The following is a 26,061-nucleotide window of genomic DNA, read 5'->3' on the forward strand; positions in this document are numbered from 1 at the left end:
TTTCACGATAGGGGACCCAATTTTGGGTCCCCTATCGTCGTTTTGGGGTGCTTCCGCGCCCCTGGCGCCGTCGCGTCCGAGCCCCACCGACGGCACGTGATTCAATTTATGGGGCCCTGAATAACTCAGCGGAACCTAGAGAGGGATCACCGTGTCCGAACACAACGACGGTCGGAAGCCATTCCGACGTGGCGCTTCCGCCCCCGGTCAGCGCGACGCCGGTTCTGACCGGCCGTCCCGCGACACTGGTGGCTCCGCACGCGGCGACCGCGAGGGCGGCGACCGCAGTCAGCGCGGCGGCTTCGACCGCAGGAGCGGATCGGGTGAGCGCGGCGAATCCGGTGGCCGCGGCGGTTTCCGCCGCCGCGAGGATTCCGGCGGCGCGGACAGACGTCAGGGCTCCGAAGGGCGCGGCGGTTTCGATCGCGGCGGCGAACGTCGCGGTGGCTTCCAGCGCGGTGAGGGCGGCGGCGCCCGCGGTGGCTACGGTTCGCGCGGCTCCTCCGAGGATCGCGGCGGCTTCCAACGCCGCGGCGGCTCGGACGATCGCGGCCACGAGCGCCGCGGCGATTCCGGAGAACGCGGTGGCTTCAAGCCGCGCCGTGACTCCGAAGACAGAGGCTTCAAGCCACGTGGTTCCTCCGAGGAACGCGGCGGTTTCAACAGGGGCGGCTCCGGCGACCGGGGTGGATTCGACCGGCGCGGAGGTTCCGGTGAGCGCGGTGAGTTCAACCGTGGCGGCTCGGGTGAGCGCGGCGGTTTCAACCGTGGCGGTTCCGGTGAGCGCGGCGGTTTCAACCGTGGCGGCTCGGGTGAGCGCGGTGAGTTCAACCGTGGCGGTTCCGGTGAGCGCGGCGGCTTCAGCCGTGGCGGCTCGGGTGAGCGCGGTGGCTTCCATCGGGGTGGTTCCAGCGACCGTGGCGATTCGGGAGATCGCCGTGGCTACGAGCGCCGCGGCGACGCGGGAGATCGCGGTGGTTTCAAGCCGCGTCGCGACTCCGAGGACAGGGGCTTCAAGCCGCGTGGAGGCGATTCCGGTGAGCGACGCGGGTTTTCGGGTCGTGGTGACTCGGAGGAGCGCGGCGGCTTCGAGCGGCGCGGTGATTCCGGTGAGCGCGGTGGTTTCCAGCGTCGGGGTTCCGGCGACCGCCCCGATTACGGTCGGCGTGGCGAAGGCTCCGGTGGTCGACGCGATGCGGAGGATCGTGGCGAGAGCGGCGGCTTCAAGCGTCGCGGCGAGTCGGGCGAGTACGACCGTGGGCAGCAGGACCGTCGTCGCGGCGGCGAAGGCGCCCGCAGCGGTGGCCGTTCCCTGGACCGGCGTCCCCCGCGTCCTGAGGAGCCGGATCTCCCCGACGACGTGCAGGCGTCCGATCTGGACACCGCGATCCGTCGGGATCTCCTGAGCCTGGACAAGGGCAATGCCGAGACCGTGGCGCGGCACCTGGTGATGGCGGTCCGCCTCGTCGATGACGATCCGCGCCTCGCCCTCGCGCACGCGCGCGCGGCCAGACAGCGCGCAGGCCGGATCGCCGTGGTGCGCGAGACCGCGGGCGTCGTCGCCTACCACGCGGGTGAGTGGGCGGAGGCGCTGTCCGAGCTGCGCACCGCACGGCGCATGTCCGGCGGCTCCGGTCTGCTCGCCGTGATGGCCGACTGCGAACGCGGTCTCGGTCGTCCCGAGCGCGCCATCGAACTCGGCCGTAGCGAGGAGGCGCGGGCGCTCAGCGGTGACGAGGCCACCGAGCTGCGCATCGTGGTGGCGGGCGCCCGAATGGATCTCGGCCAATACGACCAAGCCGTGGTGACCCTGCAGACCTCCGACCTCGATCCGGAGCGCACCGGTTCCGCCGCGGCCCGCCTCTTCTACGCCTACGCCGACGCCTTGGTGGCCGCTGGCCGCACCGACGAGGGCCTGACCTGGTTCCTCAACGCGGCCTCCGCCGACCTCGACGGCGAAACCGACGCCGAAGAACGCGCAGAAGAACTGACCGGCGACACCGACCTGTAGCCTCGGCCGACCGCTCACAGGCGGTCCTGCCGACGCTGCCGAACTGAGGGCTGCTGGCCGGACGGCTGCCGACCGCCGACTGGTGGCCGGGGAACGCACCGAGGATGGCCTGGTTCCTCGACGAGCCCTCCGCCGACCTCGACGGCGACACCGAGGAACGCACAGAAGAACTGGCTGCCTGGCGGCACCGGCCTTTGGCTTCGCTCGACTGTCGACCAGTAACTGCTGACCACCGACTGGCGACCGGACACTGCAGATCAGAGACCGCCGACTGGCGATCACCGACTGCGACAGGCGACTGGTGGCCGCCGGGCGCACCGTTGAGGACCGGGTTCCTCAACGCGCTTTCCGCCGACTTCGACGACGAAACTGTCGTCGGGGATGCGCAGACGGCCTGACCGGCGGTATCGATCTGCCGACTGCCGACTGCCGACTGCTGGCCGCTGGCTGGCGATGGCCGACCGGCGACCGGGCGATTGTTGACTGGTGGCCGCCGACCGCCGATCGGCGACTGTCGACTAGCAGACCGGTGACCAGCAGACCGGTGACCAGCGACTGGTGGTCGGTGGCTGTCGGCTGCCGACCGGCGACGGGTGATCACCGACTGTCGGGCCTGCGGTCAGCGGGTCCGGCGGCTGTCGGATCCGCGGATCGACCACGCGCCGCCGTTCGTCGTAGACAGGTAATCGTGGGTCGCACGGCAGCAGGCATCGATCGATGGTTCGGTCGCTGGCCCGGTTCCAAGGTGCAACCACCATCGCGCGACGTGTGCCTTCGCGGAACGGGTTTCGGCCCTCGAAAGGTGTTATCGATCGCGCCATGCGGCGGGTGCGTGGCGTTGTGGGGCAGGCAACGCGATGGCGTGTCTGTCGGCCGGCTGACGTAGGGTCGAGTCCTCGGCGTGTTGTCGAGGCGGCCCGGATCGGCGGCCGCGCGTGGCGATGTGGCCATCGCGGCCCGACCGGCCATGGGCGCGCACGGAATTCGGCACGGCGCCGAGTGGTGACACGGAGAGTGGTGTGAAGCGGCTACGAGATCGCTATGAAGCCCTGCTGCTGGACCTGGACGGCACGCTGTACCGCGGTCCCGCGGTAATCGAGGGTGCACCGGAAGCGTTGGCGGGCGACGGCGAGTCGGCGCAGCGGCTCGTGTATGTCACCAACAATGCCAGCCGCGGCCCCGAGGTGGTGGCCGAGCATCTGGTGGAACTGGGCTATCCCGCGACCACGGAGGACGTGGTGACCAGCGCCCAGGCGGCCGCGCGGCTGCTGGCCGAGCGTCTGCGGCCCGGCGCGGAGGTGCTCGTCGTCGGCACCGACGATCTCGTCGCGGAGGTCGACGCGGTCGGCCTGCGCGCCGTGCGCCGATTCGACGGGACCGTGCCCGCCGCCGTGGTGCAGGGGCATTCGCCGCAAACCGCCTGGCCGGATCTGGCCGAGGCCGCGTACGCGCTGCGCGCCGATGCGCTGTGGGTGGCGGCCAACACCGACAAGACGCTGCCGAACGAACGCGGTCTCGCGCCGGGCAACGGCGCGATGGTCGCCGCGCTGCGCGCCGCGTCGGACCGCGAGCCGATCGTCGCGGGCAAGCCGTACGCGCCGCTGCTGGAGGACGCCCTGGTGCGGGCGGGTACCCGCAGCGCGCTGGTGGTCGGTGACCGGCTGGACACCGACATCGAGGGCGCCCAGTGCGTCGGTCTCGAATCGCTGCTGGTGCTGACCGGCGTGAGCACCCTGGACGAGCTGCGTACCGCACCCGAGACGCGCATCCCCACCTACGTCGCGGATTCCCTGGACGCGCTGAACCACCCCCCGGTCGAGGACGACTCGACCGATGACCTGTCCGAGCGCCTGCGGCGGAACCCCGGTCGGGCGGTGACGGTGCGCGCGGCCGGTTCGGAAATCCGATAGCGTTGGCACCACGATGACTACTCCGACGCCCCGCCCGCAGGGACCCGGTGTGCCCGGTCCCGGACCGAACGCGCCCCGCCCCGGCGTCCCGCTGCCCGGCAGGCATCTGCCGGGCGCGCAGGGTCGCCCGGAGCCCGCCGACCCGGACCGGATTCGCACCGAGATCGACAGCCTGCTGGCCGAGCTCGACGCGCGCGGCGCCGCCTTCGTGGCGGCGGCGGACAGCGCGGAATCCGGCGTCGACATCACCCGGCGCGCGCGCATCCTGGAGCAGGCACACGACGTGCTCGTCCAGGCCCTGGCTACGGTGGACAAGATCTGAGGTGGCCAGGCGCGCACGAGTGGACGCCGAACTCGTTCGCCGCGGGTTGGCGCGATCGCGAGAGCACGCGGTCGAGCTGATCGGCGCGGGTCGGGTCTTGATTGCTGGATCGGTCGCCACGAAACCGGCGACCGCGGTGGAAGCGGGTACCCCGCTGCTGGTGCGGGAGGAACCCGACGAGGTGCAGTGGGCTTCGCGCGGCGCGCACAAACTCCTCGGCGCGCTGGAGCGCTTCGAACCCGAGGGTGTGCGCGTCGAGGGCAAACGCTGCCTGGACGCGGGTGCGTCGACGGGCGGCTTCACCGACGTGCTGCTCAGTCGCGGCGCGCGGGAAGTGGTGGCCGTCGACGTCGGGTACGGCCAGCTGATCTGGCGGTTGCAGAACGACGACCGCGTGCGCGTCCACGACCGCACCAATGTCCGCAACCTGACGCCCGAACTCATCGACGGCACGGTCGAACTCGTCGTCGGCGACCTGTCGTTCATCTCCCTCGGCTTGGTGCTGCCCGCGCTTGCCGCCTGCGCCGCCGACGGCGCCGACCTGCTGCCCATGGTGAAACCGCAGTTCGAGGTGGGCAAGGAGCGGGTCGGTTCCGGTGGGGTGGTGCGCGATCCGGCGTTGCGCGCGGAGGCGGTGCGCACGGTCGCCGCGGTGGCCGCCGAGCACGGGTTGCGTACCCTCGGCGCGGTGGCCAGCCCGCTGCCCGGTCCGTCGGGCAATGTCGAATACTTTCTGTGGCTGCGCAAAGACGGGCAGTTCGAATACGACGCGGAACAGGTCGCTGCGCTCGTCGAGCGTGCGGTTGAGGAGGGTCCACAGTGAACGCGGTGGCGCCGGAATCCGGCGGCCGGGAGATCCTGCTGGTCTCGCATCCGGGCCGGGCGGAGATCATCGAGACCGCCCATCGGGTGGCGAAGATCTTCACCGAGGCGGGGATCGGGCTGCGGGTACTGGACGACGAGGCAGGCAGCACCCGCTTCGATGTCGAGGCAGGCCCGGACGCGGTGGCGCTGGCGGCGCCCGGCGGCTATCCGGTGCGGGTGGTCGAGCACGGGCCCGACGCCGCGGTCGGCTGCGAGATGGTGCTGGTGCTCGGCGGTGACGGCACATTCCTGCGGGCCGCGGAGCTGGCGCGGCCCGCCTCGGTTCCGGTGCTGGGAATCAACCTGGGCCGCATCGGTTTTCTCACCGAGGCCGAGGCCGAGCACCTGGACGAGGCGCTCGGCCAGGTGGTGCGCGGCGATTACCGCATCGAGCACCGGATGACGATCGACCTGTCGGTCCGGGTGGACGACGAGCTGGTGGAGACCGGCTGGGCGTTGAACGAGGCCAGCATCGAGAACGCTTCGCGCATGGGCGTGTTGGAGGTGGTGCTCGAGGTCGACGGGCGCCCGGTCTCGTCGTTCGGTTGCGACGGCATCCTGCTCGCCACGCCGACCGGTTCGACGGCTTACGCGTTTTCGGCGGGCGGTCCGGTGGTGTGGCCGGAGCTGGAGGCGCTGCTGGTGATCCCGAGCAACGCGCACGCCCTGTTCGCGCGGCCGCTGGTGACCAGCCCGGAGTCCAGGATCGCGGTGGAATCCGTTGCCACGGGTCACGATGCGATAGTTTTCCTGGACGGCAGGCGCACCATGGCGTTGCCGAAGGGCGGCCGCGTGGAGGCGGTGCGCGGCGCCGAACCGGTGCGCTGGGTGCGGTTGGACTCCGCGCCGTTCGCGGACCGGATGGTGCGCAAGTTCCAGTTGCCTGTGACCGGCTGGCGAGGCCGACGGCGAACGGAGAGCACACGTGCTGACAGAGATCAGGATTGACAGCCTCGGCGTCATATCCACGGCCACGGCGCAGTTCCACGAGGGGCTCACCGTCCTGACCGGTGAGACCGGCGCGGGCAAGACCATGGTGGTGACGAGCCTGCACCTGCTGAGCGGCGCGCGCGCAGACGCGGGCCGGGTCCGGCTGGGCGCGGCCCGCGCGGTGGTGGAGGGCCGCTTCACCGTCGACGACGTGAACGAGGCCGCCCGCACCGAGGTGGGTCAGGTGCTCGAGTCGGCGGCGGCCGAGGCCGACGACGACGGCAGTGTCATTGCGATCCGCACGGTGGGCAGCGACGGACGCTCCCGCGCGCATCTCGGCGGTCGCGGCGTGCCCGCTTCGGTGCTCGCCGATTTCACCGCGCCGCTGTTGACCGTGCACGGCCAGAACGATCAGCTGCGCTTGCAGCGCCCGGAACAGCAGCTGAACGCGCTGGACCAGTTCGCCGCCGAGACGGTCGGCTCGCTGCTGCGCAAGTATCAGGTGCACCGCCGCTCCTGGCTGGACGCCCGCGCCGAGCTGCTGGAACGCACCGCTCGCAGCAGGGAATTGGCGCTGGAGGCCGACCGGCTGAAGCATTCGCTCACCGAGATCGACGCCATCGCACCGGAACCCGGCGAGGACGCCAGGATCGTCGGGGAAGTGCGCAGGCTCAGCGACCTGGATTCGCTGCGCGAGGCCGCCGCGACCGCGCACGACGCGCTGGCCGGTCCGGCCCACGCGCCCGAGGACGGTTCCGGCGCACTGGAATTGCTCGGCGCCGCGCGTTCCCGGCTGGAATCCGCCGACGATCCGGCGCTGTCCGCGCTCGCGCCGCGGCTCGGCGAGGCCATCGCTGTGGTCGTCGACCTGACCACCGAGCTCAGCGGCTATCTCTCCGACCTGCCCTCCGATCCCGGTGCGCTGGATTCGCTGCTCACCAGGCAGGCCGAGCTCAAGAGCCTGACCCGCAAGTACGCCCCCGACATCGACGGCGTGATCGCTTGGGCCGACGAGGCACGCACCAGGCTGGATTCGCTGGACGTCTCCGAGGAGGCGCTCACCAAGCTGGCCGCGGAGGTGGACATCGCCGCCGAACGGGTGCGCACGGCGGCACGCAAGCTCACCGCGGCGCGCACCAAGTCGGCGGGCAAGCTGGCCGCGGCGGTCAGCGCCGAACTCGGCGGTCTGGCGATGGGGAAGGCCCGGCTGGAGGTCGAGGTGCGTCCGGTGCCCGCGGGCGCACAGGATTCCGCGCCGCTGACCGTCGACGGCGCCGAGCTGCACGCGGGCTCGTCCGGCGTGGACGAGGTCGAGTTCCGGCTTTCGGCGCATTCGGGTGCGCAGTCGCTGCCGCTGAGCAAGAGCGCCTCCGGCGGTGAACTCTCCCGCGTGATGCTCGCGCTCGAGGTGGTGCTCTCCAGTTCCGATCACGGCGCCACCATGGTGTTCGACGAAGTGGACGCCGGCGTCGGCGGCCGGGCCGCGGTGGAGATCGGCCGCAGGCTGGCCCGGCTGGCGCGCACCCATCAGGTCATCGTGGTGACCCACCTGCCCCAGGTCGCGGCGTTCGCCGATACGCATCTGGTGGTGGACAAGTCCGACGACGGCAAGGGCAAGGTCAACAGCGGCGTCCGCGCGCTCACCAAGGACGAGCGCGTCATCGAGCTGGCGCGCATGCTCGCCGGTCTGGACGACACCGAGACCGGTCGCGCGCACGCCGAGGAACTGCTCGAGACCGCCCGCGCCGAACGCGCCACCGCCTGACCTGTCGCACGAAAAGACCCTCGCCCCGCAGCATTACGCCATTCGGGGCGAGGGCCTCGTCATGTCGGTCTTGGTGTGAGCCCTCGATGGGTGGGCTCAGCGCGGCTGCCGTGAATTCAGCGGCACCGTGCAATCAGCGCCGCTGCCATGGGCTCAGCGCGGCCGGTGTGAATTCAGCTGAACGCCTTCTGCGCGCCCTTGATGAACTGGTTGATCAGGACCCGCAGCCCGGCCTCTACCGCCTTGGCGGGCACCGGCAGGCTCGGCTCCGACTCCATCGTGTACGTCACCCGGGTGCCGCCCTCGGCGTCGGCGAAGGTCACGATGCCTACGTGGCGCTTCACCGGCGCGCCCTTGATGATCTTGTATTCCATCCGCTCGCCGGGCACCAGCTTGGTGGTCTCCTCGACGAGGCCGACGCCGCCGACGCCGACCTGGTACTGCGCGCCGACGCCCGAGGGTGTCGGGGAGCCCGGCTTCTTCAGGGTGAACTGCACGACCGGGAGATGGCCGTTGATGCCGTCCCGTTCGGCGAAGAACTTGTAGACGGCCTCGCGCGGTGCGGGGATTACGGCGTCGACGGTGCTGGTGGCCATACGTGTCTCCTCTTCGAGCTGTCTGTGACGGAAGTGTATAGGTACCACGTCACGCGGCCGAGTGCCGTGTAGACGCGGTCACATTCGGTCGTGGTGGATTCGCCGAAGCCGGTTTCGGCGCGTGCTGGCGGGCAAATGCGGAAGCATCGACAGTCGAAACAGGAGGACGACGATGTTCCGAACGAGTGTTCGTTTGGCATTCATCACCGCGGCCGCCGCGTCGGCGGTCGTGCTCGGCGGCGGGCTCGCCGCCGCGGCGCCGACGCTCACCGCCGACACCACCGAGGAAGGCAGCATCGCGGTCGGCAGCAACCCGACCGGGGAGCAGTGGACCTGCGTGCTGGTCGGCTCGGCGGAGCAGGCAGGCAGCCGCTTCGACATGGCACGCGCCGGGGAGAGCCGCGGTGGCTTCGCCGCGGGCAGCACGGTGACCGCGGGATGCCTGAACAACCAGACGTTCGCGCTCACCGTCGTCACGGGCGTGACCTCGCTCGACGACGAGGACTGAGCGAACGGTCGAAATCACCCCTCGGCGCCCGGTTCGACGGCGCGGTGAAGACCGTGCTCGACCCCAGCGCGTGATCGCGGTCCTCAGTGGCGCCGCTTGCGCATCATCAGCACCCCGATGATCCAGCCGAGAACGAACATGACGAGCAGGATGAGCCACATCGGGGATTGCACGCTGATCAGCAGGAACTCGACTGTCACCGTGGCGCGGTTGTCGAAGACGAACAGGACGGCGAGCACGGTGAGGAGCAGCGCTACCCACTGCGTGGGTGACACCCGTGACAGAAATGAACGGGATTTGGTGGCCACCGGTCGAATGTAATCGAGGCGCCGGGTGCCGGTGGCTGTGACACGCTCGGGTGCCCGGGCCTCAGTCGGTGGCGACGTAGGCGTCGATCTCGCGCAGGTAGCCGTCCAGGCGCGCCGGGGTCAGCCAGGACGCGCGGAAGGAGTTGCGGGCCAGGCGCACCAGCTGGTCGACGTCCAGGCCCGCATGCTCCCGCAGCGCCAGGTAGTTGTCCGCGGCGTAGGCGCCGAAGTAGGCGGGATCGTCGCTGTTGAGCGTGACGAGCAGACCGCGGTCCAGCAGCCCGACGATCTCGTCGGACTTCATCTGCGCGGTGACGAAGGAATTCGAGACCGGACAGCAGGTGAGCCCGATTCCCTTGGCGCGCACCAACTCGACCAGTCGATCGTCCTCCACGATGTTCGTGCCGTGATCGAGCCGGTCGACGCCGATCTCCTCGAGCGCCTGGCGGATGTGCTCCCGGGAATCGGGTTGATCGATGTCGCAGTGCATGGTGAGCAGGAAGCCTTCGCGCCGCGCACGTTCGAATACCGCCGCGAACTTGCGGGGCGGGTTGCCGCGCTCGTCGGAGTCGAGACCGACGCCGATGATCCAGTCGCGATAGGGCAGCGCCTCCATCAAGGTGGCCATCGCGTATTCCGCCGAATGGTCGCGCAGGAAGCACAGGATCAGCTCGGCGGAGATGCCGAACTCACGGCGGGCCTGCACGATCGCGGAACGGTATCCGCTGATGACGGAGTGGAACGGGACGCCGCGTCCGGTGTGCGCCTGCGGATCGAAGAACATCTCGACGTGCCGGATGCCGTCGGCGTTCGCCCTGGTCAGGTAGTCGAACGCCAGATCGTGGAAGTCTTGTGGCTGCTGAAGCACCTGTATGGCCGGGTAGTAGACCTGGAGGAACGAGGTCAGGTCGTGGAAGCGGTAGGTCTGGCGGACCTCTTCGACCGTGCGCTGCGGCAGCTCGATGCCGTTGCGTTCGGCCAGCCGGAACTTCAGCTCCGGCTCCAGGGTGCCCTCGAGGTGCAGATGCAGCTCGGCTTTGGGCAGGCCGCGGACGAACTCGGCGAGATCGGGACGAACCGTGCCGGTCATGGGTCACCACCGTGTGCGTCGCGGAGGGCGGCGAACCCGGGGGCGCCGCATGCCAACGACCACGGTAGCCGGTGGCGGGGGCGGATTTCCGAGGTTCGTGCGCTCACCGCAGCCGCTGGAGTTCGGCGGCGAACTCGTAGCTCGCCTCCCATCCCGCGGGCGACGGCGCGAGGATCACCCGTTCGGCGCCGGACGCGGCGTATTCGCCCAGCTGATCGGCCGCCTGGCGGGGCGCTGCGGCCAGCGGTGGGGCGACCACGGTGATCGCCGGGGCGTTGCGGCCGAATGTCTCGGCGAGCGTGGATAATTCACGTCCGGCTGCGGCCACGTCGGCCGGGCTCGCGCCGATCGTGATCCAGCCGTCGGCGAACTCGGCGGCACGCCGCCGGGCCCGCGGACCGTCTCCCGCGACCAGGATCGGTGGCATCGCCGCGCTCGGGGCGAGGGTGAATTCCGCGCCGTCGGCGAATGTCACCGGTTTTCCCGCGACCAGGTCGGGGAGCACGCGCAGCGCCTCGTCGGTGTTTTGGCCGCGATCGGCGAAAGAGGCGCCCGCGGCACGCCAGCCGAGGTCGCCGTGGGCGGGATTGCCGGTGCCGACCCCGAGCAGCAGGCGGTTCTCGGACACGTACTGCAGTGCGCCGATCTGCTTGGCGGCCCAGGCGACCGGGCGCAGGGTGAGCAGCAGCACGCCGTAGCCGATGCGGAGGCGGTCGGTTGCCGCGGCAGCGGTGGCGAGCGCCACCGTGCTGTCGAGGATCGGTGCACTGGCCACCAAATGATCGGTGGACCACACCGATTCGAGCCCCGCCTGTTCGGCGAACCGGGCGGCCGCGCGGATGTCACCGAGGATGGGGTGTTCGGGATCGGGGGAGGAGGTGGGCAGGATGGCGCCGAGATGCAGTGTCATGTCCGTGACGGTACGAGCGTGCCTGGCCTGCGGCCAATGTCGCGGAAGCTCATCCTCATGTCACGGACGCTCAGAGCGAGAATTCCTGTCTACCAAGGACTTCGACGGTGGTCGAGACGATGCGCATTGCCGAGCCGAGGTAGTGGTGTTCGGCGCTTCGGGATCTGTTGGCGACGAATGGTTTCGAGCCGCGGTCACGGGAGTCGAGTGAGGGATTCGCCGTTGACGGTGGCGATTTCGGTGCGGATCTCGCGCGGGATTTCGTACACGGCGAACGGGGTGTAAGGACGGAAGCACTCGGGGTGGTCGACGCCGCCGAGCATTGCCGGGCGGAAATCGGCGCCTTGGCGGTGCAATTCGGTGGAGACGGGGGCGCGGCAGCCGGTGAGGGTGACGACCGCGAGGTAGGCGCTGCGCTCGAAGCCGGTGAGGCGACCCGGATCGCGGACGACCTCCGGCGAATTCGAGTGGACGCGTGCGGTGAACCACTCGGCGAAGGCGCGCGCGGCATCCGGGCTGTCGATGATCACCGCGAAGGGGGAGCCGTACACGCCGTTCGGATCGAACTCGACGACATTCGCGGCCACGCGTCCGCCGGAAGGGTCGGCGTTCGTCGCGGCGCCGCACCCGGCGGTGAGCAGGATGCCGATGACGACTCCGATGAGCAGCGCTGTTCTCCGCACACTGGCTTATCCGGTGCGGCACCGCTCGCCGTTACCGTGTGCGTCTACTTCTCCCGCCGCAGCGTGCGCGCGAGGGCGCTGGACCGTGGCATGCGGCCGCTCGGGCGGGAACTGTTCGGGGTTGGAGAGCGCCCTGACCAGCATCTCGATCAACTGAGGATGACGTGGCCGATGAGTTCGACACGAAGGCAACAGTCCGGTCGGTTCGGGAATGTGACGTGCTGGTATCACTGTGACGAATGTGGCGGGTGGGTTCGGCGCGCCTCCACCATTGGTCGAGGGTTTGCGCCCATCATCGGGCCATGAGGATGCTGGCGTTGTTGTCGAAGAACACCGAAACGATGCCCGGTCTGACCGGGATGGCCCGGGTGGATCGCAACACCCGGCGTCTACTGCGGCGAGTCGGTCCCGGTGATGTCGTCGTGCTCGACGAGATGGACCTGGACCGGATCACCGCCGACCGACTGGTACAGGCCGGTGTGGTCGCGGTGATCAACACCTCGCCCTCGATCTCCGGCCGCTACCCGAATCTGGGTCCGGAAGTGCTGGTGGCCAACGGCATTCTGCTGCTGGACACGGTCAGTTCCGACGCCTTCACCAAGATCAAGGACGGCAGCAAGGTCCGCATCGACGAGGGCGTCGTCTACGCGGACAAGCTGACCAAGAAGGAGCCGGAGGCCCTGGTCGAGGGCATCGAGCTCACCGAGGCCGCCGTCGCCGAGCGGATGATCGAGGCGCGCAACGGCCTGGCCGATCACCTGGAGGCCTTCGCGGGCAACACGATCGAGTTCGTCCGCACCGAGAGCGCGCTGCTCATCGACGGCATCGGCGTTCCCGATCTGGAACTCGAGATGAAGCGCAGACACGTGGTCGTGGTGGCCGATGGCCCCGACCACGCCGACGACCTCAAGCGGCTCAAGCCGTTCGTCAAGGAATACACGCCGATCATGGTCGGCGTCGGACGCGGCGCGGACACCCTGGTGAAACAGGGCTACCGGCCCGACCTCATCGTCGGCGATCCGGAGGAGATCACCTCCGCGACCCTGAAGTGCGGCGCCGAAGTCATCCTGCCCGCCGATACCGATGGCCACGCCAAAGGCCTGGAACGGATCCAGGATCTCGGCATCGGCGCGACCACCTTCCCGTCCTCCGGCGCGCCCGCCGACCTCGCGCTGCTGCTGGCCCACCACCACGGCGCCGCGCTGATCGTGACCGTGGGCGCCGCCGCCTCGCTGGACGACTTCTTCGACCGCGGCCGCCGCGACAGCAACCCGGCCACCTTCCTCACCCGGCTCAAGCTCGGGACCAAGCTGATGGACGCCAAGGCCGTCGCCACCCTGTACCGCAACCGGGTGTCGGGCGTGGCGATCGCGATGGTGGTGCTCGCCGCACTGATCGCGGTCATCGTGGTGCTGCTGGCCTCCCACTCCGGCACCGAACTGCTCGACTGGGCCGCGGACACCTGGCACCGCTTCGCGGTCTGGTCCAAGGACCTACTAGACGCGCGCGAGAAGTAGGCCGGGGGAGATCATGATTTCACTACGCCAGCACGCCGTATCCCTGGTGGCCGTCCTTCTGGCGATCGCGATCGGCGTGGTGCTCGGCTCGCAGACGCTGGCCGCCGACCTGCTCGCCGGTCTGCGCGCGGACAAGACGGATCTGCGTCAGCAGGTCGACGGGCTCGGCGCACAGAATCACCGCCTGACCGGCGAGCTCGACGGCGCCGACCGGTTCATCGCGGGGTCGGCGGGTCGCATCCTCGGCGGGGCTCTCGGCGGGCGTTCGGTGGTGGTCTTCACCACTCCGGACGCGGACGCGGCCGACGTGGAGGCGGTGTCGAAGGGTCTGGAGACCGCGGGCGCGACGGTGCCGGGCCGGATCGCGCTCACCGACGCCTTCACCGACGCGACCGAAGGCGACCGGCTGCGCACCGCGATCACCAACGTCATCCCGGCGGGCGCGCAGCTGCGCACCGGTGGCGTCGATCAGGGCAGCATGGCGGGTGACCTGCTCGGGATGGTGCTGCTGCTGGATCCGGCCAACGCGCAACCGCGCAGCACCCCGCAGGAGCTGAGCCTGGTGCTGGAGACCCTGCGCGGCGGTGGCTTCCTGGCCTACGGCGACACCCCGGTGCAGCCCGCCCAGCTCGCGGTGGTGGTGACCGGCAACGGCGCGAAAGCCGCTGAGCACGGCCAGGGTTCGAACCTGGCCCGATTCGCGGGCGGGCTGCGCGGCCGCGGCGCGGGCGTCGTGCTCGCCGGCCGTGCGGGCGCGGCCGAGGGCGCGGGACCGATCGCGTCCGTCCGTTCCGACGCGGACCTGGCCACCACCCTGACCACCGTCGACAATCTGGATCGGGAGATCGGCAGGGTCACCGCCGTCCTCGGCCTCACCGAACAGCTCAACGGCGGCGCGGGCCGATACGGCACCGGCGCCAAGGCGACCTCGCTCACCCTGGCCGCACTGCCGGGCTGAGCGCGGCGAGCACCCGACCGGCGTCGCGATCCCGCCGCACCTGCGGCCGCCGCCGAGCGATCCCGCTCACAGTCCGCGGCCCGGCGCTCTGACCGGGCTCCGGCGATCGATCAGCAAACGTGCGTGGCGTTCGTTTTACCGGGTGCCGACGTGTTACCGTGAAGACCCGTGGGTCAAACACGGATTCAGGCGCGAACTGCCACGAAACACATCTTCGTCAGCGGTGGTGTCGCCTCCTCATTGGGTAAAGGCCTTACCGCTTCCAGCCTCGGTCAGCTGCTGACGGCGCGCGGTCTGCGCGTCACCATGCAGAAACTCGACCCTTATCTCAACGTCGATCCGGGCACCATGAATCCGTTCCAGCACGGAGAGGTGTTCGTGACCGAGGACGGCGCCGAGACCGATCTCGACGTCGGCCACTACGAGCGATTCCTCGACCGGGACCTGTCCCGCGACGCGAATGTGACCACGGGGCAAATCTATTCGACGGTGATCGCCAAGGAGCGCCGCGGCGAATACCTGGGCGACACCGTGCAGGTCATCCCGCACATCACCGACGAGATCAAGAGCCGCATCCTCGCGATGAGCGGCCCCGATCTGCAGGGCCATGCCCCCGACGTGGTGATCACCGAGATCGGCGGCACGGTCGGCGACATCGAGTCGCAGCCGTTCCTGGAGGCCGCCCGGCAGATCCGCCACGACGTGGGCCGCGACAACGTCTTCTTCCTGCACGTCTCGCTGGTGCCGTACCTGGCGCCCTCGGGTGAGCTGAAGACCAAGCCGACTCAGCACTCGGTGGCCGCGCTGCGCAACATCGGCATCCAGCCCGACGCGCTGATCCTGCGCTGCGACCGCGAGGTGCCGCAGGCGCTCAAGAGCAAGATCGCGCTCATGTGCGACGTCGACGTGGACGCCTGCATCTCCACCCCCGACGCGCCCTCCATCTACGACATCCCGAAGGTGCTGCACCGCGAGGGCCTGGACGCCTACGTGGTGCGCAGGCTCGGCCTGCCGTTCCGCGACGTGGACTGGACCGTGTGGGGCGATCTGCTCGACCGCGTGCATCAGCCGCGTGAGGAGGTCGAGGTCGCGCTGGTCGGCAAGTACGTCGACCTGCCCGACGCGTACCTGTCGGTCACCGAGGCGCTGCGCGCGGGCGGGTTCGCCTCGCGGGCCAAGGTGAAGATCCGCTGGGTGCCCTCGGACGAGTGCGAGACCGAGTCCGGCGCGGCGGCGGCGCTGCGTGACGTGGACGCGGTGCTGATCCCCGGCGGCTTCGGCATCCGCGGCATCGAGGGCAAGGTCGGCGCCATCCGCTTCGCCAAGACCAGGAAGATCCCGCTGCTCGGCCTGTGCCTCGGGCTGCAGTGCGTGGTGATCGAGGCGGCCCGTTCGGTCGGCCTGGCCGAGGCCAACTCCGCCGAGTTCGAACCGGACACCCCGCACCCGGTCATCTCCACCATGGCCGACCAGAAAGAGGCCGTGGCGGGCGAGGCCGATCTCGGCGGCACCATGCGCCTCGGCGCGTACCCGGCCGTGCTGCAGAAGGGGTCCGTGGTCGCGCATGCCTACGGTGCCGACCAGGTGTCCGAGCGGCACCGGCACCGCTACGAGGTGAACAACGCCTACCGCGACAAGATCGCCACCAGCGGTCTGAAGTTCAGCGGCACCTCGCCCGACGGGCACCTGGTCGAGTTCGTCGAGCTGCCCGCCGCCGCGCATCCGTTCTTCGTCGCGACCCAGGCGCACCCGGAGCTCAAGAGCCGCCCGACCCGCCCGCATCCGCTGTTCGCGGCGCTCATCGCGGCGGCGTTGAAATATAAACTGGCCGAACGGCTTCCGGTGGACATCCCCGGCGAGGAACTGGCAAGCGCGGACCAAGGGTCGTAATGGATCAGGGAGGGGGAGACATGCCAGGCAGGCACGATTTCGAGACGGTAGCGAGCAAGACGCTGTACACCGGTGCGATCCTGGCGCTGCGCCAGGATCGGGTCGCGATGCCCGGTGGCGAGGTGGTCGAACGCGAGGTCGTCGAGCACCATGCCGCCGTCGCGGTGGCCGCCGTCGACGACGACGACGACATCGTGCTGATCCGTCAGTACCGGCATCCGCTCGGCATCCGGTTGCTCGAGCTGCCCGCGGGCCTGCTCGACATTCCCGGCGAAGACCCGCTCGAGGCGGCCAAGCGGGAGCTGGCCGAGGAGACCGGGCTGGCCGCGCGGGACTGGGCGGTGCTCGTCGACGTGGCGCTCTCGCCGGGTTTCACCGACGAGGCGCTGCGGGTCTACCTGGCAGGCGGTCTGTACGACACCGAGCGGCCGGATCCGGAGTTCGAAGAGGCCGACCTGGAGCTGGTCCGCATGCCGGTCGCCGAGGCGGTGCGCGCCGCGCTGGCCGGTGAGATCACCAACGCCACCGCGGTGGCGGGCGTGCTGGCCCTCGTCGCGGCGCGGTCCGGCGACACGCCGCTGCGACCCGCCGATGCGCCGTGGCCGGGCCAACCCACCGCACTGCTGCGGCGAAAAGCGGCGACGCCACCGGGAACCTGACAGGATTCCAGGGTGATTGCGCGCGAGATCGACTCCTACCTCGACCATCTCGCGGTCGAGCGCGGAGCCGCGCGCAACACCCTGGGCGCCTATCGCCGCGATCTGGATCGCTACCGCGATTTCCTGATCGACCGTGGCGTCACCGAATTGGACAGGGTCGCCGAATCCGACGTCGCCGATTTCACCGTCGCGCTGCGCGCGGGCGGTGAGCAGCATCCGCCGCTGGCGGCGAGTTCGGTGGCGCGGGCGTTGATCGCGGTGCGCGGACTGCACCGCTTCGCCGCGGCCGAGGGACTCACCAGAACCGATGTCGCGCACGCGGTGAAGCCGCCCGCGCCGGGGCGGCGGCTGCCCAAGGCGCTGCCCTACGACAAGGTGCTGCGCCTGCTGGAGGCGGCGGGCGGCCCGGCCGCGGGCGAGGAGCAGGACGTGGCCCCTGCGGTCGATGGCGGCCCGCGCGGGCTGCGCGACCGCGCCCTGCTGGAGCTGCTCTACTCCACGGGGGCGCGCATCTCCGAAATGGTCGGCCTCGATGTCGATGATCTCGACGCCGACGACCGCGCGGTCGTGCTGCGTGGCAAGGGCGGCAAACAACGCATGGTGCCGATCGGGCGCCCCGCGCTCGCTGCGGTGGACGCCTACCTGGTGCGCGGGCGACCGACACTGGCCGCCGCGGGCAAGAATGCCGCGGGCGCGCTGTTCCTGAACGCGCGCGGCGGCAGGCTGTCGCGTCAGAGTGCTTGGCAGGTCTTACAAACCGCGGCCGAGCGCGCGGGTATCGGCGCCGCCGTCTCGCCGCACACGCTGCGGCACTCCTTCGCGACACACCTGCTCGACGGCGGAGCCGACGTGCGTGTCGTGCAGGAACTGCTCGGCCACGCCTCGGTGACGACCACTCAGATCTACACGCTGGTCACCGTGAACACGCTGCGCGAGGTATGGGCGACCGCCCACCCGCGTGCTCGCTGACCATCGCGCGGCGGTGTCGAGTGCTCGTCGCCGCCCCGGACAGCGGGTATCGTCCGACAGCGAAGTGCTTCCGGCAGCTCGGTCGCGACATCTGCGGCGAGTCGGGGTGGGAGAGCATCGCGACAGCAATGCAGGTGTCGCGTGTCCGAGCGCGGGTCTCGCGCGGTCAAGCGGTAGCGTCTACCGAGAGCTGGACCGTACGAAAGCGAGGTCGGGCCTGATCGGTCTCGCTAGGCTCGGCGAGGCAACGGGCAGGAACTTCTAAGGAGCAGCGGATCGTGACGACAGCCGGAGCGGCGGAGCCGCCGATGGGTGCTGGGGCGCAGCCGCTTACGGGGCCCCGGTCGGACGGATACTCGGATGGCGCGGCGGAAACGCTGTGGGGCAACGGAGCCGAGCCCGTTCCGGAGAGTACGGACCTGGGACCGACGGGACGCCCGCTACGCCTCGTGCCCGACCCACCGCCGGTGGCCAGGCACGGCGAGGCGCTCATCGTGGCCATGTGCAACCAGAAGGGCGGGGTCGGCAAGACGACCTCGACCATCAATCTCGGCGCGGCACTGGCCGAATACGGGCGACGCGTGCTGCTGGTCGACCTGGACCCGCAGGGTGCGCTCTCGGCCGGACTCGGCGTCGCCCACCACGATCTCGAACTCACGGTGCACAACCTGCTGGTCGGCAGCCGCACCTCCATCGATGACGTGCTGATGCCGACCAGGGTCGAGAACATGGACCTGCTGCCGAGCAACATCGACCTCTCGGCCGCGGAGATCCAGCTGGTCAACGAGGTCGGCAGGGAGCAGACCCTCGGCCGCGCTCTGGAACCCGTGCGCGACCGCTACGACTACATCCTCATCGACTGCCAGCCCTCGCTCGGCCTGCTCACCGTCAACGCGCTGGCCTGCTCCGACGGCGTCATCATTCCGATGGAGTGCGAATACTTCTCGCTGCGCGGGCTCGCGCTGCTCAACGACACCGTGGAGAAGGTGCGCGACCGGCTGAACCCGCGGCTGAGCCTGTACGGCATCGTGGTCACCATGTTCGATGCCCGCCTACTACATTCGCGCCAGGTGATGGCGCGTGTCGTCGAGGTGTTCGGCGAGCTGGTCTACGACACCGCCATCTCGCGCACCGTCCGCTTCCCGGACGCCAGCGTGGCCGGTGAACCCATTACCACTTGGGCGCCGAAATCCGGTGGCGCCGAAGCGTATCGGGCGATGGCGCGGGAAGTCATCCACCGGTCGGGCCGGTGATCGAGGCAGCGGACCCCGCACGACAGAGGACGATCACGCAGACGCTCGGCCCGCACGTCGTCGACGCGCGGGCCGATTCGTTTGCGCCACGCGATATCGCGGAATCGGACGATGCGGTGCGACCTGGCGATTCGACGTTGCCTGGCGATTCGACGACTCCGCGCGATGCTGTGAAGCCGGGCGTTTCGGTGGCACAGGACGGTTCGGCGACACAGGGCGGCGCCGAGCCCGCCGAGCAGGGCGGATCCGGATTCCGGCTCAAGCTCAGCAATTTCGAGGGACCCTTCGACCTGCTGCTCACCCTGATCAGCTCGCGCAAGCTCGATGTCACCGAGGTGGCGCTGCATCAGGTCACCGACGAGTTCATCGCCTACACCAAGGCCATGACCGCCAGCATGAACGAACAGAGCGGGCTGCGCGCGGACAAGATCCTCGATCAGACCACCGAGTTCCTGGTCGTCGCCGCGACGCTGCTGGATCTGAAGGCCGCGCGGTTGTTGCCCTCGGGCGAGGTCACCGACGCCGAGGATCTGGAGCTGCTGGAGGCGCGCGACCTGTTGTTCGCCCGCCTGCTCCAGTACCGCGCGTTCAAGCAGGTCGCCGAGTTGCTCGGGGAACTGGAGGCGGTCGCGCTGCGCCGCTATCCGCGCTCGGTCGGCTTGGAGGAGCGGTTCGCCGGTCTGCTGCCCGAGGTTACGCTGGGAGTCGACGCGGCCGGATTCGCCGACATCGCCGCCGCGGCGTTCCGCCCGCGCCCGACGCCGACGGTCGGGCTGGACCACCTGCACGCGCACGCGATCTCGGTCGCCGAACAGGCCGCGCTGGTGCTGGAGCTGCTGAAGGCGCGCGGCGCGGGCGGCTGGACGACGTTCGCCGAGCTGGTCGCCGACTGCGAGATGCCGGTGCAGATCGTGGCGCGCTTCCTGGCGCTGCTCGAGCTGTACCGGGGCAAGACCATCGAGTTCGACCAGCCCGATCCGCTCGGCCCGCTCGCGATCAGCTGGATCGGCGAGCCCGAGGACGGAGCGCCTGCGCCGACCGTGACGATCGAGGAGGACTACGGGTGACGGACTCGACCATCGACACCGCGGCCGACGACACGGCGGAAGCCGCCGCGTTGGACGACGCCCGGTCCGGTGCCGACGCCGGCGACACCGCAGCGCGGGGTGTCGCCGAGAACGATGCCGAGGACATCGGAGCGCCCGGCGCGGCGGCGAACGCCTCCGATGACGTGACCGCAGCACCGAACGTGGCGGAAAACACCTCCGCGCGCGCTGGCTCCGAGACGGTGGCGGGTCTCACCCCCGAGCCCCTGGACGACGCCGAATTCCGCTCCGCGCTGGAGGCGATGCTGCTCGTCGTGGACGCTCCCGCCCCGGTAGAACAGCTGGCAGCGGCCCTGGACGACACCGCGGAACGGGTGGAGGCGGCCTTGCGCGCGATGTCGGCCGAGCTGACCGCGCGCGGCAGCGGCATCGATCTGCGTTTCGTCGGCGACGGGTGGCGCTTCTATACTCGCAGCGAGTACGCACCGTATGTGGAGCGCGTACTGCTCGACGGCGCCAGGACCAAATTGACACGGGCGGCGTTGGAGACACTGGCGGTGGTGGCCTACCGCCAACCGGTGACCAGGACCAGGGTGAGCGCGGTCCGCGGCGTGAACGTCGACGGTGTGATGCGCACGCTGCTCGCCCGCGGGCTGATCGCCGAGGCCGGGGTCGACCCGGACACGAACGGCACGCAGTACTGCACGACCGAACTGTTCCTGGAACGGGTCGGACTTGCCTCGCTGTCCGCTCTGCCACCACTGGCGCCCCTGCTCCCGGGCGTCGACCTGATCGATGAGATCAACGAGAGCCTGGAAACGGACCCCCGTTACACCAGGCTGAAGAAACCCGCCGAGACCAACCTGGATCTCGGCAGCGAGGATTGACAGGACAGATGAATACGCCCGCTCGCCGAGATGGCACACCGGATCGTAGGAAGAACAGCGCCCAGCCCGCCAGAGGCGGTACGGGTCGCAATGTAGGCGCCCGCGGCGCCAGGACCGCGCAGCGCGGTGAAACATCACGCGGCGGAACATCACGCGGCGCCGCGCCGTGGGGGTCGGACGACAGCGCCGGAGGGCGTCGCGGCGGCTCGAGCCAGGGCGGATCCGGCCAGCGTGGCGCGGGTCAGCGCGGTTCGAGTCAGCGAGGATCGGCCCAGGGTGGATCGGCCCACGGTGGTTCGAGTCAGCATGGTTCGAGCCAGCGCGGCTCGGCCCAGCGCGGTTTCGGCCGCGGCGGCTCCGGCCAGGGCGCCGCGCCGCAGCGTTCGTCGTGGGGCGGGCCGAGTGCGGCCAAGCAGGCCCCGGCCGCACGTAAGGCGAAGACCCCCAAACCGCAGCGCCAAACCCCGGCGCAGCCGCTGCTGAGCAACGCCAAACCCGCGCGCCGCCAGAACGTCGAGCCCGCGCACACCGAGGGTCCGGCGAAGCTGCCGTGGGGCGAGGGCGAGCGGCTCCAGAAGGTGCTCGCGAAGGCCGGTGTCGCCTCGCGGCGCGCGGCCGAGGAGATGATCGAGCAGGGCCGGGTGGAGGTCGACGGCGCGATCGTGCGCGAGCAAGGCCTGCGCATCGACCCGCAGACGGCCGTGGTCCGCGTCGACGGAACCCGCGTCGTGGTTCGCGACGAGCTGGTGCACGTCGCGCTCAACAAGCCCAAGGGCTGGCAGTCCACCATGTCCGACGACCTGGGCAGGCCCTGCGTCGGTGACATCGTCGCCGAGCGCATCGCGGCCGGGCAGCGGCTGTTCCACGTCGGGCGACTGGACGCCGACACCGAGGGGCTGCTGCTGCTCACCAACGACGGCGATCTCGCGCACCGGCTGATGCACCCGTCCTTCGAGGTGTCCAAGACCTACCTGGCGACCGTGCAGGGCGAGGTCAACAACAAGATCATCGGCAAACGGCTGCGCGACGGCGTCGAGCTCGAGGACGGCCCGGCCAAGGTGGACCGCTTCCAGGTGCTCGAACTCGGCGAGGGACGCTCGCTGGTGAAAGTGGTGTTGCACGAGGGGCGCAAGCACATCGTGCGCCGCCTGCTCGACGCGGTCGGCCATCCGGTGACCCGGCTGGTGCGCACGAATATCGGCCCGGTGACGCTGGGCGATCAGCGGCCCGGCACGCTGCGCGTGCTCGGTCGCGATGAAATCGGCAAACTCTACGAGGCGGTGTCGTTGTGAACGGTGTGGAGATTCCGGTCGAGGTTCCCGGTCCGGTGGCCGGTGAGACTCCGCTGGTGGTCGCCATGGACGGGCCTTCGGGCACCGGGAAGTCCAGCGTCTCCCGGCGCCTCGCCACCCGGCTCGGCGCCCGTTACCTCGACACCGGCGCCATGTACCGCGTCGCCACGCTGCGGGTGCTGCGGGAGGGCATCGAGCTCACCGACAGCGCTTCGATCGGCGCCGCCGTCAAGGAGCTGCCGCTCACGATCGGCACCGATCCCAGCCACGAGGTGATCGAGCTCGACGGCGAGGACGTGTCCGCCGAGATCCGCGGCGACGCCGTCACCAAGGCGGTCTCGGCCGTGTCCGCGGTGGCCGAAGTGCGCGAGCTACTCGTCGCGTTGCAGCGCGAGCTCACCGCGGTGGCCCAGCGCATCGTCGTGGAGGGCCGTGACATCGGCACCGTGGTGCTGCCTGCCGCGGACGCCAAGATCTACCTGACCGCCTCCGCGGAGGCGCGCGCCGAACGGCGCAACCAGCAGAACATTCGGGAAGGCCGCGGCGACGACTACGCGGCCGTGCTCGCCGACGTGCAACGTCGCGACAACCTCGACTCCACCCGCAAGGTGTCCCCGCTGCGCCCCGCCGCGGACGCGGTGCTGGTCGACACCAGCGAACTGGGTATGGACGAGGTCATCGACGAACTGTATCGCGTTGTCGCGCAGCAGATTGCGACTCCGGGAGGGGATCGATGAGCGAGGACGTACTGGCAGGCGACGGCATATGGGGCGACGAAACCGACTGGGAGATCGCCGATCTCGAAGGTGAGCAGGAGGGCGAGGAACACCTCGCCATGCCGACGCTCGCGGTCGTCGGCCGTCCGAACGTCGGCAAATCCACCCTGGTGAACCGGATCCTCGGCCGCCGCGAGGCCGTCGTCGAGGACGTTCCCGGCGTCACCCGCGACCGCGTCTCCTACGAGGCGAGCTGGGCCGGACGGCGGTTCCTCGTGCAGGACACCGGCGGCTGGGAGCCCGACGCCAAGGGCCTGCAGCAGCACGTCGCCCGCCAGGCCGAGGTGGCCATGGCGACCGCCGACGCGATCCTGCTCGTGGTCGACGCGACCGTCGGGGGGACCGCCACCGACGAGGCCGCGGTGAAGAAGCTGCGCCGATCGAAGATCCCGGTCATCCTGGTCGCCAACAAGGTCGACGACCAGCGCGTGGAGTCCGAGGCGGCCGCGCTGTGGTCGCTCGGGCTCGGCGAGCCGCGCATGGTCTCCGCCGCGCACGGCCGCGGCACCGGCGACCTGCTCGACGACGTGCTCGGGGTGCTGCCCGAGACGCCGCGCGAGGGCACCGGCGGCACGGGACCGCGCCGCGTGACGCTGGTCGGCAAGCCGAACGTCGGCAAGTCCAGCCTGCTCAACAAGCTCGCCGGCGACGAGCGCTCGGTGGTGCACGATGTCGCGGGCACCACCGTCGATCCGGTCGACTCGCTCGTCGAATTGGGCGGCAAGATCTGGAAATTCGTCGACACCGCGGGTCTGCGCCGCAAGGTCTCCAACGCCAGCGGTACCGAGTTCTACGCCTCGCTGCGCACCAAGTCGGCGCTGGAGGCCTCCGAGGTGGCGATCATGCTGATCGACGCCTCGCAGCCGATCACCGAGCAGGACCTGCGGGTGATCAGCCTGGTCGCCGACTCCGGCCGGGCGCTGGTGCTCGCCTTCAACAAGTGGGACCTGGTCGACGAGGACCGCCGCCTGCAGCTGGAGAAGGAAGTCGACCGCGAACTGATCCGGGTGCCGTGGGCTCAGCGCGTCAACGTCTCCGCCCACACCGGCCGCGCCGTGCAGAAGCTGGTGCCCGCCATGGAGACCGCGCTGGAATCCTGGGACAAGCGGATTCCCACGGGCAGGCTGAACACCTGGCTCAAGGAAGTCGTCGCGGCCACGCCGCCGCCGATGCGCGGCGGTCGCCTGCCCCGCATCATGTTCGCGACGCAGGCCTCCACCCGTCCGCCGACCTTCGTGCTGTTCACCACCGGGTTCCTGGAGGCGGGCTACCGCCGCTTCCTGGAACGCCGCCTGCGCGAGGAATTCGGTTTCGACGGGTCGCCGGTGCGCATCTCGGTGCGGGTGCGCGAGAAGCGGGATCGGAAGAAGTAGTTCGGAGCTGTCGCGGGCCCCGGGAGGACATCGTCCACCCGGGGCCCGTGTCGTTCCTGCGGCACCGCTTGCGGCACTGTCAGCTCGCCGAACTGGCTGCGCCGGTCGGCCTTCGCAACTCGTCATCCAGTCGGTGATGCCCCCCTGACCTGTGCGGGGACCGACTGGATGCGGTCGGTCGCAGGCCGCAGGTGACACTGAGAAGATGGCGAACGGTGGCGATGCGAGACGGTGGCGGGGTGTGGCCGCGCTGCGGCCGGGGCGGCTCGTGATCGGGACCGCCGCTTTGCTCGCCCATCACACGGCGCAGGTCGTCCTCGCCGAGGACATGGTGCTGGCGGACCGGCTGGGGGAGGGGTGGTCTGGTGGGCGTGGGTGACACTGAGGCGATGACGGGCACGGGTGGTGTGCGGCGCTGGCGGGGCATAGCCGCGTTGAGCCCCGGGCGATTGGTGATCGTCGGGCAGATCGGGACCGCGGCATTGCACGCCCATCACACGGTGCAGGTCATCGTCGCCGCCGAGGACATGGTGCTGGCAGACCGGGCGGGGGAGCGGGTGGTCTGCCGCGCGGCTGTCGTTCCGCCGGACGTGGCCCACGCGGTCGTGCGCGGTGCGTCGCACGGCGCGTTGGTGCACCTGGATCCGGAGTCGGCGCAGGGCGCGCGGTGGGCTGCGTTGTCGCGCCCGCGCGACTCTGCGCGCGGATGGGTTTGCGCCGCAGCGGAATTGCAGCTGGACATGCTCAGCGAATGGTTGCGCGGCGACCAACACGCGGGCGAAGGGTCATCCGCTGGGCAACGTGTGGGCGAAGGCCGATCCGCGAAGCTGGGCGGGGGCCAACTGTCATCCCCGGAGCTGGGCGAGGGCCAACTGTCACCCGCCGAGTTGGGCGAGGGCCAAAGATCACCCGACGGACCATCCGCCGGTGAACCGCCGCACGGCCCGCTCACCGACGAGGCGGCTGCCTTCGCAAGCTGGGTCCGGTCCGCGCTAGCCTCGGAATCGGAGAAGGAGTGGCTGCGCGTCGGGACGGGGGAGACGGTGCGCCATCCGGCCGTGGCCGAGGTGCTGCGGCTGCTGCCGGAGTGTTTGTCCGCCGGTCCCGTGCGGCTCGCTGAACTGGCCCGTGCGGTCCATCTGTCGGAAAGCCGTCTCGCCCACGTGTTCTCGGCCGAGCTCGGGATACCGTTCCGTCCGTACCTGCGGTGGCTGCGCGTGCAGCGCGCCGCGGAACTGATCGCGGCGGGACAGTCCCTCACCGACGTGGCGCACGGCGCCGGATTCGCCGACAGCGCGCACCTGACCCGCGTCTGCCGCAGCATGTTCGGCGCTCCGCCTTCGGAATTCGGCAGCCTGGACTGGCGAGGCGCCCTGCACCGGCCGCAGGCCACGCCTCCCTCGTAACAGGGCCTGCGCCATCCACACCGGACACCGGTCCCGGCCGCTTTGTGACACCCCGTGTCGGTGATGCACGCCACCTGGCCGAGCCGTCACAAATGCGCGGTCGTCGGCATCTTCTGTACGTCCAGTTATCAGACAGGA

The 26,061-nt window shown here is 70.2% G+C and carries 25 protein-coding genes and 1 pseudogene; 21 read left to right on the top strand and 5 right to left on the bottom strand.

From position 1 onward, the window contains the following. Nucleotides 1-1,042: 1,042 nt before the first annotated feature. The 7 genes and pseudogenes from NL1_RS39095 to recN all read left to right on the top strand — a co-directional run. Nucleotides 1,043-2,011, top strand: a pseudogene (locus NL1_RS39095) (tetratricopeptide repeat protein); the annotation flags it as partial. 104 nt (nt 2,012-2,115) lie between these two features. Next, a complete protein-coding gene (locus NL1_RS37870; protein WP_156095072.1) occupies nt 2,116-2,409 on the top strand; it encodes a hypothetical protein in 294 nt (97 codons plus the stop codon). 621 nt (nt 2,410-3,030) lie between these two features. Next, on the top strand, nt 3,031-3,921 hold the full coding sequence (locus tag NL1_RS27250) for an HAD-IIA family hydrolase (protein WP_067845049.1): 891 nt from the start codon (nt 3,031-3,033) through the stop codon (nt 3,919-3,921). 13 nt (nt 3,922-3,934) lie between these two features. After that, on the top strand, nt 3,935-4,243 hold the full coding sequence (locus tag NL1_RS27255; RefSeq protein WP_084510987.1) for a hypothetical protein: 309 nt from the start codon (nt 3,935-3,937) through the stop codon (nt 4,241-4,243). A gap of 1 nt (nt 4,244) precedes the next feature. Next, a complete protein-coding gene (locus NL1_RS27260) occupies nt 4,245-5,066 on the top strand; it encodes a TlyA family RNA methyltransferase (RefSeq protein ID WP_067845053.1) in 822 nt (273 codons plus the stop codon). After that, nucleotides 5,063-6,055, top strand: coding sequence for an NAD kinase (locus NL1_RS27265; RefSeq protein WP_067845119.1), 993 nt, complete (start codon nt 5,063-5,065; stop codon nt 6,053-6,055). The genes NL1_RS27260 and NL1_RS27265 overlap by 4 nt, the downstream gene beginning before the upstream one ends. Continuing rightward, nucleotides 6,033-7,802: a DNA repair protein RecN gene (gene recN / locus NL1_RS27270; protein WP_067845055.1), complete on the top strand. Its 1,770-nt coding sequence runs from the start codon at nt 6,033-6,035 to the stop codon at nt 7,800-7,802. The genes NL1_RS27265 and recN overlap by 23 nt, the downstream gene beginning before the upstream one ends. Nucleotides 7,803-7,975: 173 nt before the next feature. Here recN and NL1_RS27275 read toward each other — a convergent pair whose 3' ends face one another. Next, entirely contained in the window at nt 7,976-8,398 is a 423-nt protein-coding gene (locus NL1_RS27275; protein ID WP_067845057.1) for an SRPBCC family protein, read from the bottom strand. Nucleotides 8,399-8,591: 193 nt separating this feature from the next. Between NL1_RS27275 and NL1_RS27280 the strand changes: the two genes are divergently transcribed. Continuing rightward, on the top strand, nt 8,592-8,906 hold the full coding sequence (locus tag NL1_RS27280; protein ID WP_067845059.1) for a hypothetical protein: 315 nt from the start codon (nt 8,592-8,594) through the stop codon (nt 8,904-8,906). 83 nt (nt 8,907-8,989) lie between these two features. On the opposite strand, the gene NL1_RS27285 is transcribed toward NL1_RS27280, so the two are convergent. From NL1_RS27285 to NL1_RS27300, 4 genes are all read right to left on the bottom strand, one after another. Then, nucleotides 8,990-9,214, bottom strand: a complete 225-nt coding sequence (locus NL1_RS27285) for a LapA family protein (protein WP_245673556.1) — start codon at nt 9,212-9,214, stop codon at nt 8,990-8,992. A 61-nt stretch (nt 9,215-9,275) separates the two neighbouring features. Then, a complete protein-coding gene (gene add, locus NL1_RS27290; protein ID WP_067845063.1) occupies nt 9,276-10,304 on the bottom strand; it encodes an adenosine deaminase in 1,029 nt (342 codons plus the stop codon). 103 nt (nt 10,305-10,407) lie between these two features. After that, complete coding sequence (locus tag NL1_RS27295; protein WP_067845065.1) at nt 10,408-11,214, bottom strand: LLM class flavin-dependent oxidoreductase; 807 nt, start codon at nt 11,212-11,214, stop codon at nt 10,408-10,410. Nucleotides 11,215-11,408: 194 nt separating this feature from the next. Further along, nucleotides 11,409-11,897, bottom strand: coding sequence for a hypothetical protein (locus tag NL1_RS27300; RefSeq protein WP_067845067.1), 489 nt, complete (start codon nt 11,895-11,897; stop codon nt 11,409-11,411). A gap of 302 nt (nt 11,898-12,199) precedes the next feature. Here NL1_RS27300 and steA point away from each other — a divergent pair, with 302 nt between their 5' ends. The 13 genes from steA to NL1_RS27360 all read left to right on the top strand — a co-directional run bounded on the left by steA (nt 12,200) and on the right by NL1_RS27360 (nt 25,923). Then, a complete protein-coding gene (gene steA, locus NL1_RS27305; RefSeq protein ID WP_067845069.1) occupies nt 12,200-13,414 on the top strand; it encodes a putative cytokinetic ring protein SteA in 1,215 nt (404 codons plus the stop codon). Nucleotides 13,415-13,427: 13 nt separating this feature from the next. Further along, on the top strand, nt 13,428-14,372 hold the full coding sequence (locus NL1_RS27310; protein WP_067845071.1) for a copper transporter: 945 nt from the start codon (nt 13,428-13,430) through the stop codon (nt 14,370-14,372). A gap of 168 nt (nt 14,373-14,540) precedes the next feature. Next, nucleotides 14,541-16,262, top strand: a complete 1,722-nt coding sequence (gene pyrG / locus NL1_RS27315; RefSeq protein WP_067845073.1) for a CTP synthase — start codon at nt 14,541-14,543, stop codon at nt 16,260-16,262. A 20-nt stretch (nt 16,263-16,282) separates the two neighbouring features. Next, nucleotides 16,283-16,921: an NUDIX domain-containing protein gene (locus NL1_RS27320; RefSeq protein ID WP_067845075.1), complete on the top strand. Its 639-nt coding sequence runs from the start codon at nt 16,283-16,285 to the stop codon at nt 16,919-16,921. Nucleotides 16,922-16,933: 12 nt separating this feature from the next. Then, nucleotides 16,934-17,890, top strand: a complete 957-nt coding sequence (gene xerD, locus NL1_RS27325) for a site-specific tyrosine recombinase XerD (protein WP_067845077.1) — start codon at nt 16,934-16,936, stop codon at nt 17,888-17,890. A gap of 308 nt (nt 17,891-18,198) precedes the next feature. Then, a complete protein-coding gene (locus NL1_RS27330) occupies nt 18,199-19,143 on the top strand; it encodes a ParA family protein (protein WP_067845079.1) in 945 nt (314 codons plus the stop codon). Nucleotides 19,144-19,331: 188 nt separating this feature from the next. Beyond that, nucleotides 19,332-20,210: a segregation and condensation protein A gene (locus tag NL1_RS27335; RefSeq protein ID WP_156095079.1), complete on the top strand. Its 879-nt coding sequence runs from the start codon at nt 19,332-19,334 to the stop codon at nt 20,208-20,210. Beyond that, nucleotides 20,207-21,076 carry an SMC-Scp complex subunit ScpB gene (scpB, locus tag NL1_RS27340; protein ID WP_373862600.1) on the top strand — a complete coding sequence of 290 codons (870 nt, stop codon included), beginning with the start codon at nt 20,207-20,209 and terminating at the stop codon, nt 21,074-21,076. The genes NL1_RS27335 and scpB overlap by 4 nt, the downstream gene beginning before the upstream one ends. A gap of 8 nt (nt 21,077-21,084) precedes the next feature. Then, nucleotides 21,085-22,368, top strand: coding sequence for a pseudouridine synthase (locus NL1_RS38655; protein ID WP_169813609.1), 1,284 nt, complete (start codon nt 21,085-21,087; stop codon nt 22,366-22,368). A 65-nt stretch (nt 22,369-22,433) separates the two neighbouring features. After that, nucleotides 22,434-23,105 (top strand): (d)CMP kinase, encoded by a 672-nt coding sequence (gene cmk, locus NL1_RS27350; RefSeq protein ID WP_067845124.1) that lies wholly within the window; start codon nt 22,434-22,436, stop codon nt 23,103-23,105. Then, nucleotides 23,102-24,517, top strand: coding sequence for a ribosome biogenesis GTPase Der (gene der, locus NL1_RS27355; RefSeq protein WP_067845081.1), 1,416 nt, complete (start codon nt 23,102-23,104; stop codon nt 24,515-24,517). Before cmk ends, der begins: the two co-directional genes overlap by 4 nt. Before the next feature lie 205 nt (nt 24,518-24,722). After that, nucleotides 24,723-24,896, top strand: a complete 174-nt coding sequence (locus NL1_RS37875) for a hypothetical protein (RefSeq protein WP_156095073.1) — start codon at nt 24,723-24,725, stop codon at nt 24,894-24,896. Nucleotides 24,897-24,906: 10 nt separating this feature from the next. Then, the gene (locus tag NL1_RS27360; RefSeq protein WP_218024491.1) at nt 24,907-25,923 is read left to right on the top strand and encodes a helix-turn-helix transcriptional regulator; all 1,017 of its coding nucleotides are present in this window, start codon (nt 24,907-24,909) and stop codon (nt 25,921-25,923) included. Nucleotides 25,924-26,061 lie beyond the last annotated feature (138 nt).

Origin of the sequence: Nocardia lijiangensis NBRC 108240, from assembly GCF_001613045.1 — a bacterium.
Lineage (GTDB): Bacteria > Actinomycetota > Actinomycetes > Mycobacteriales > Mycobacteriaceae > Nocardia > Nocardia lijiangensis.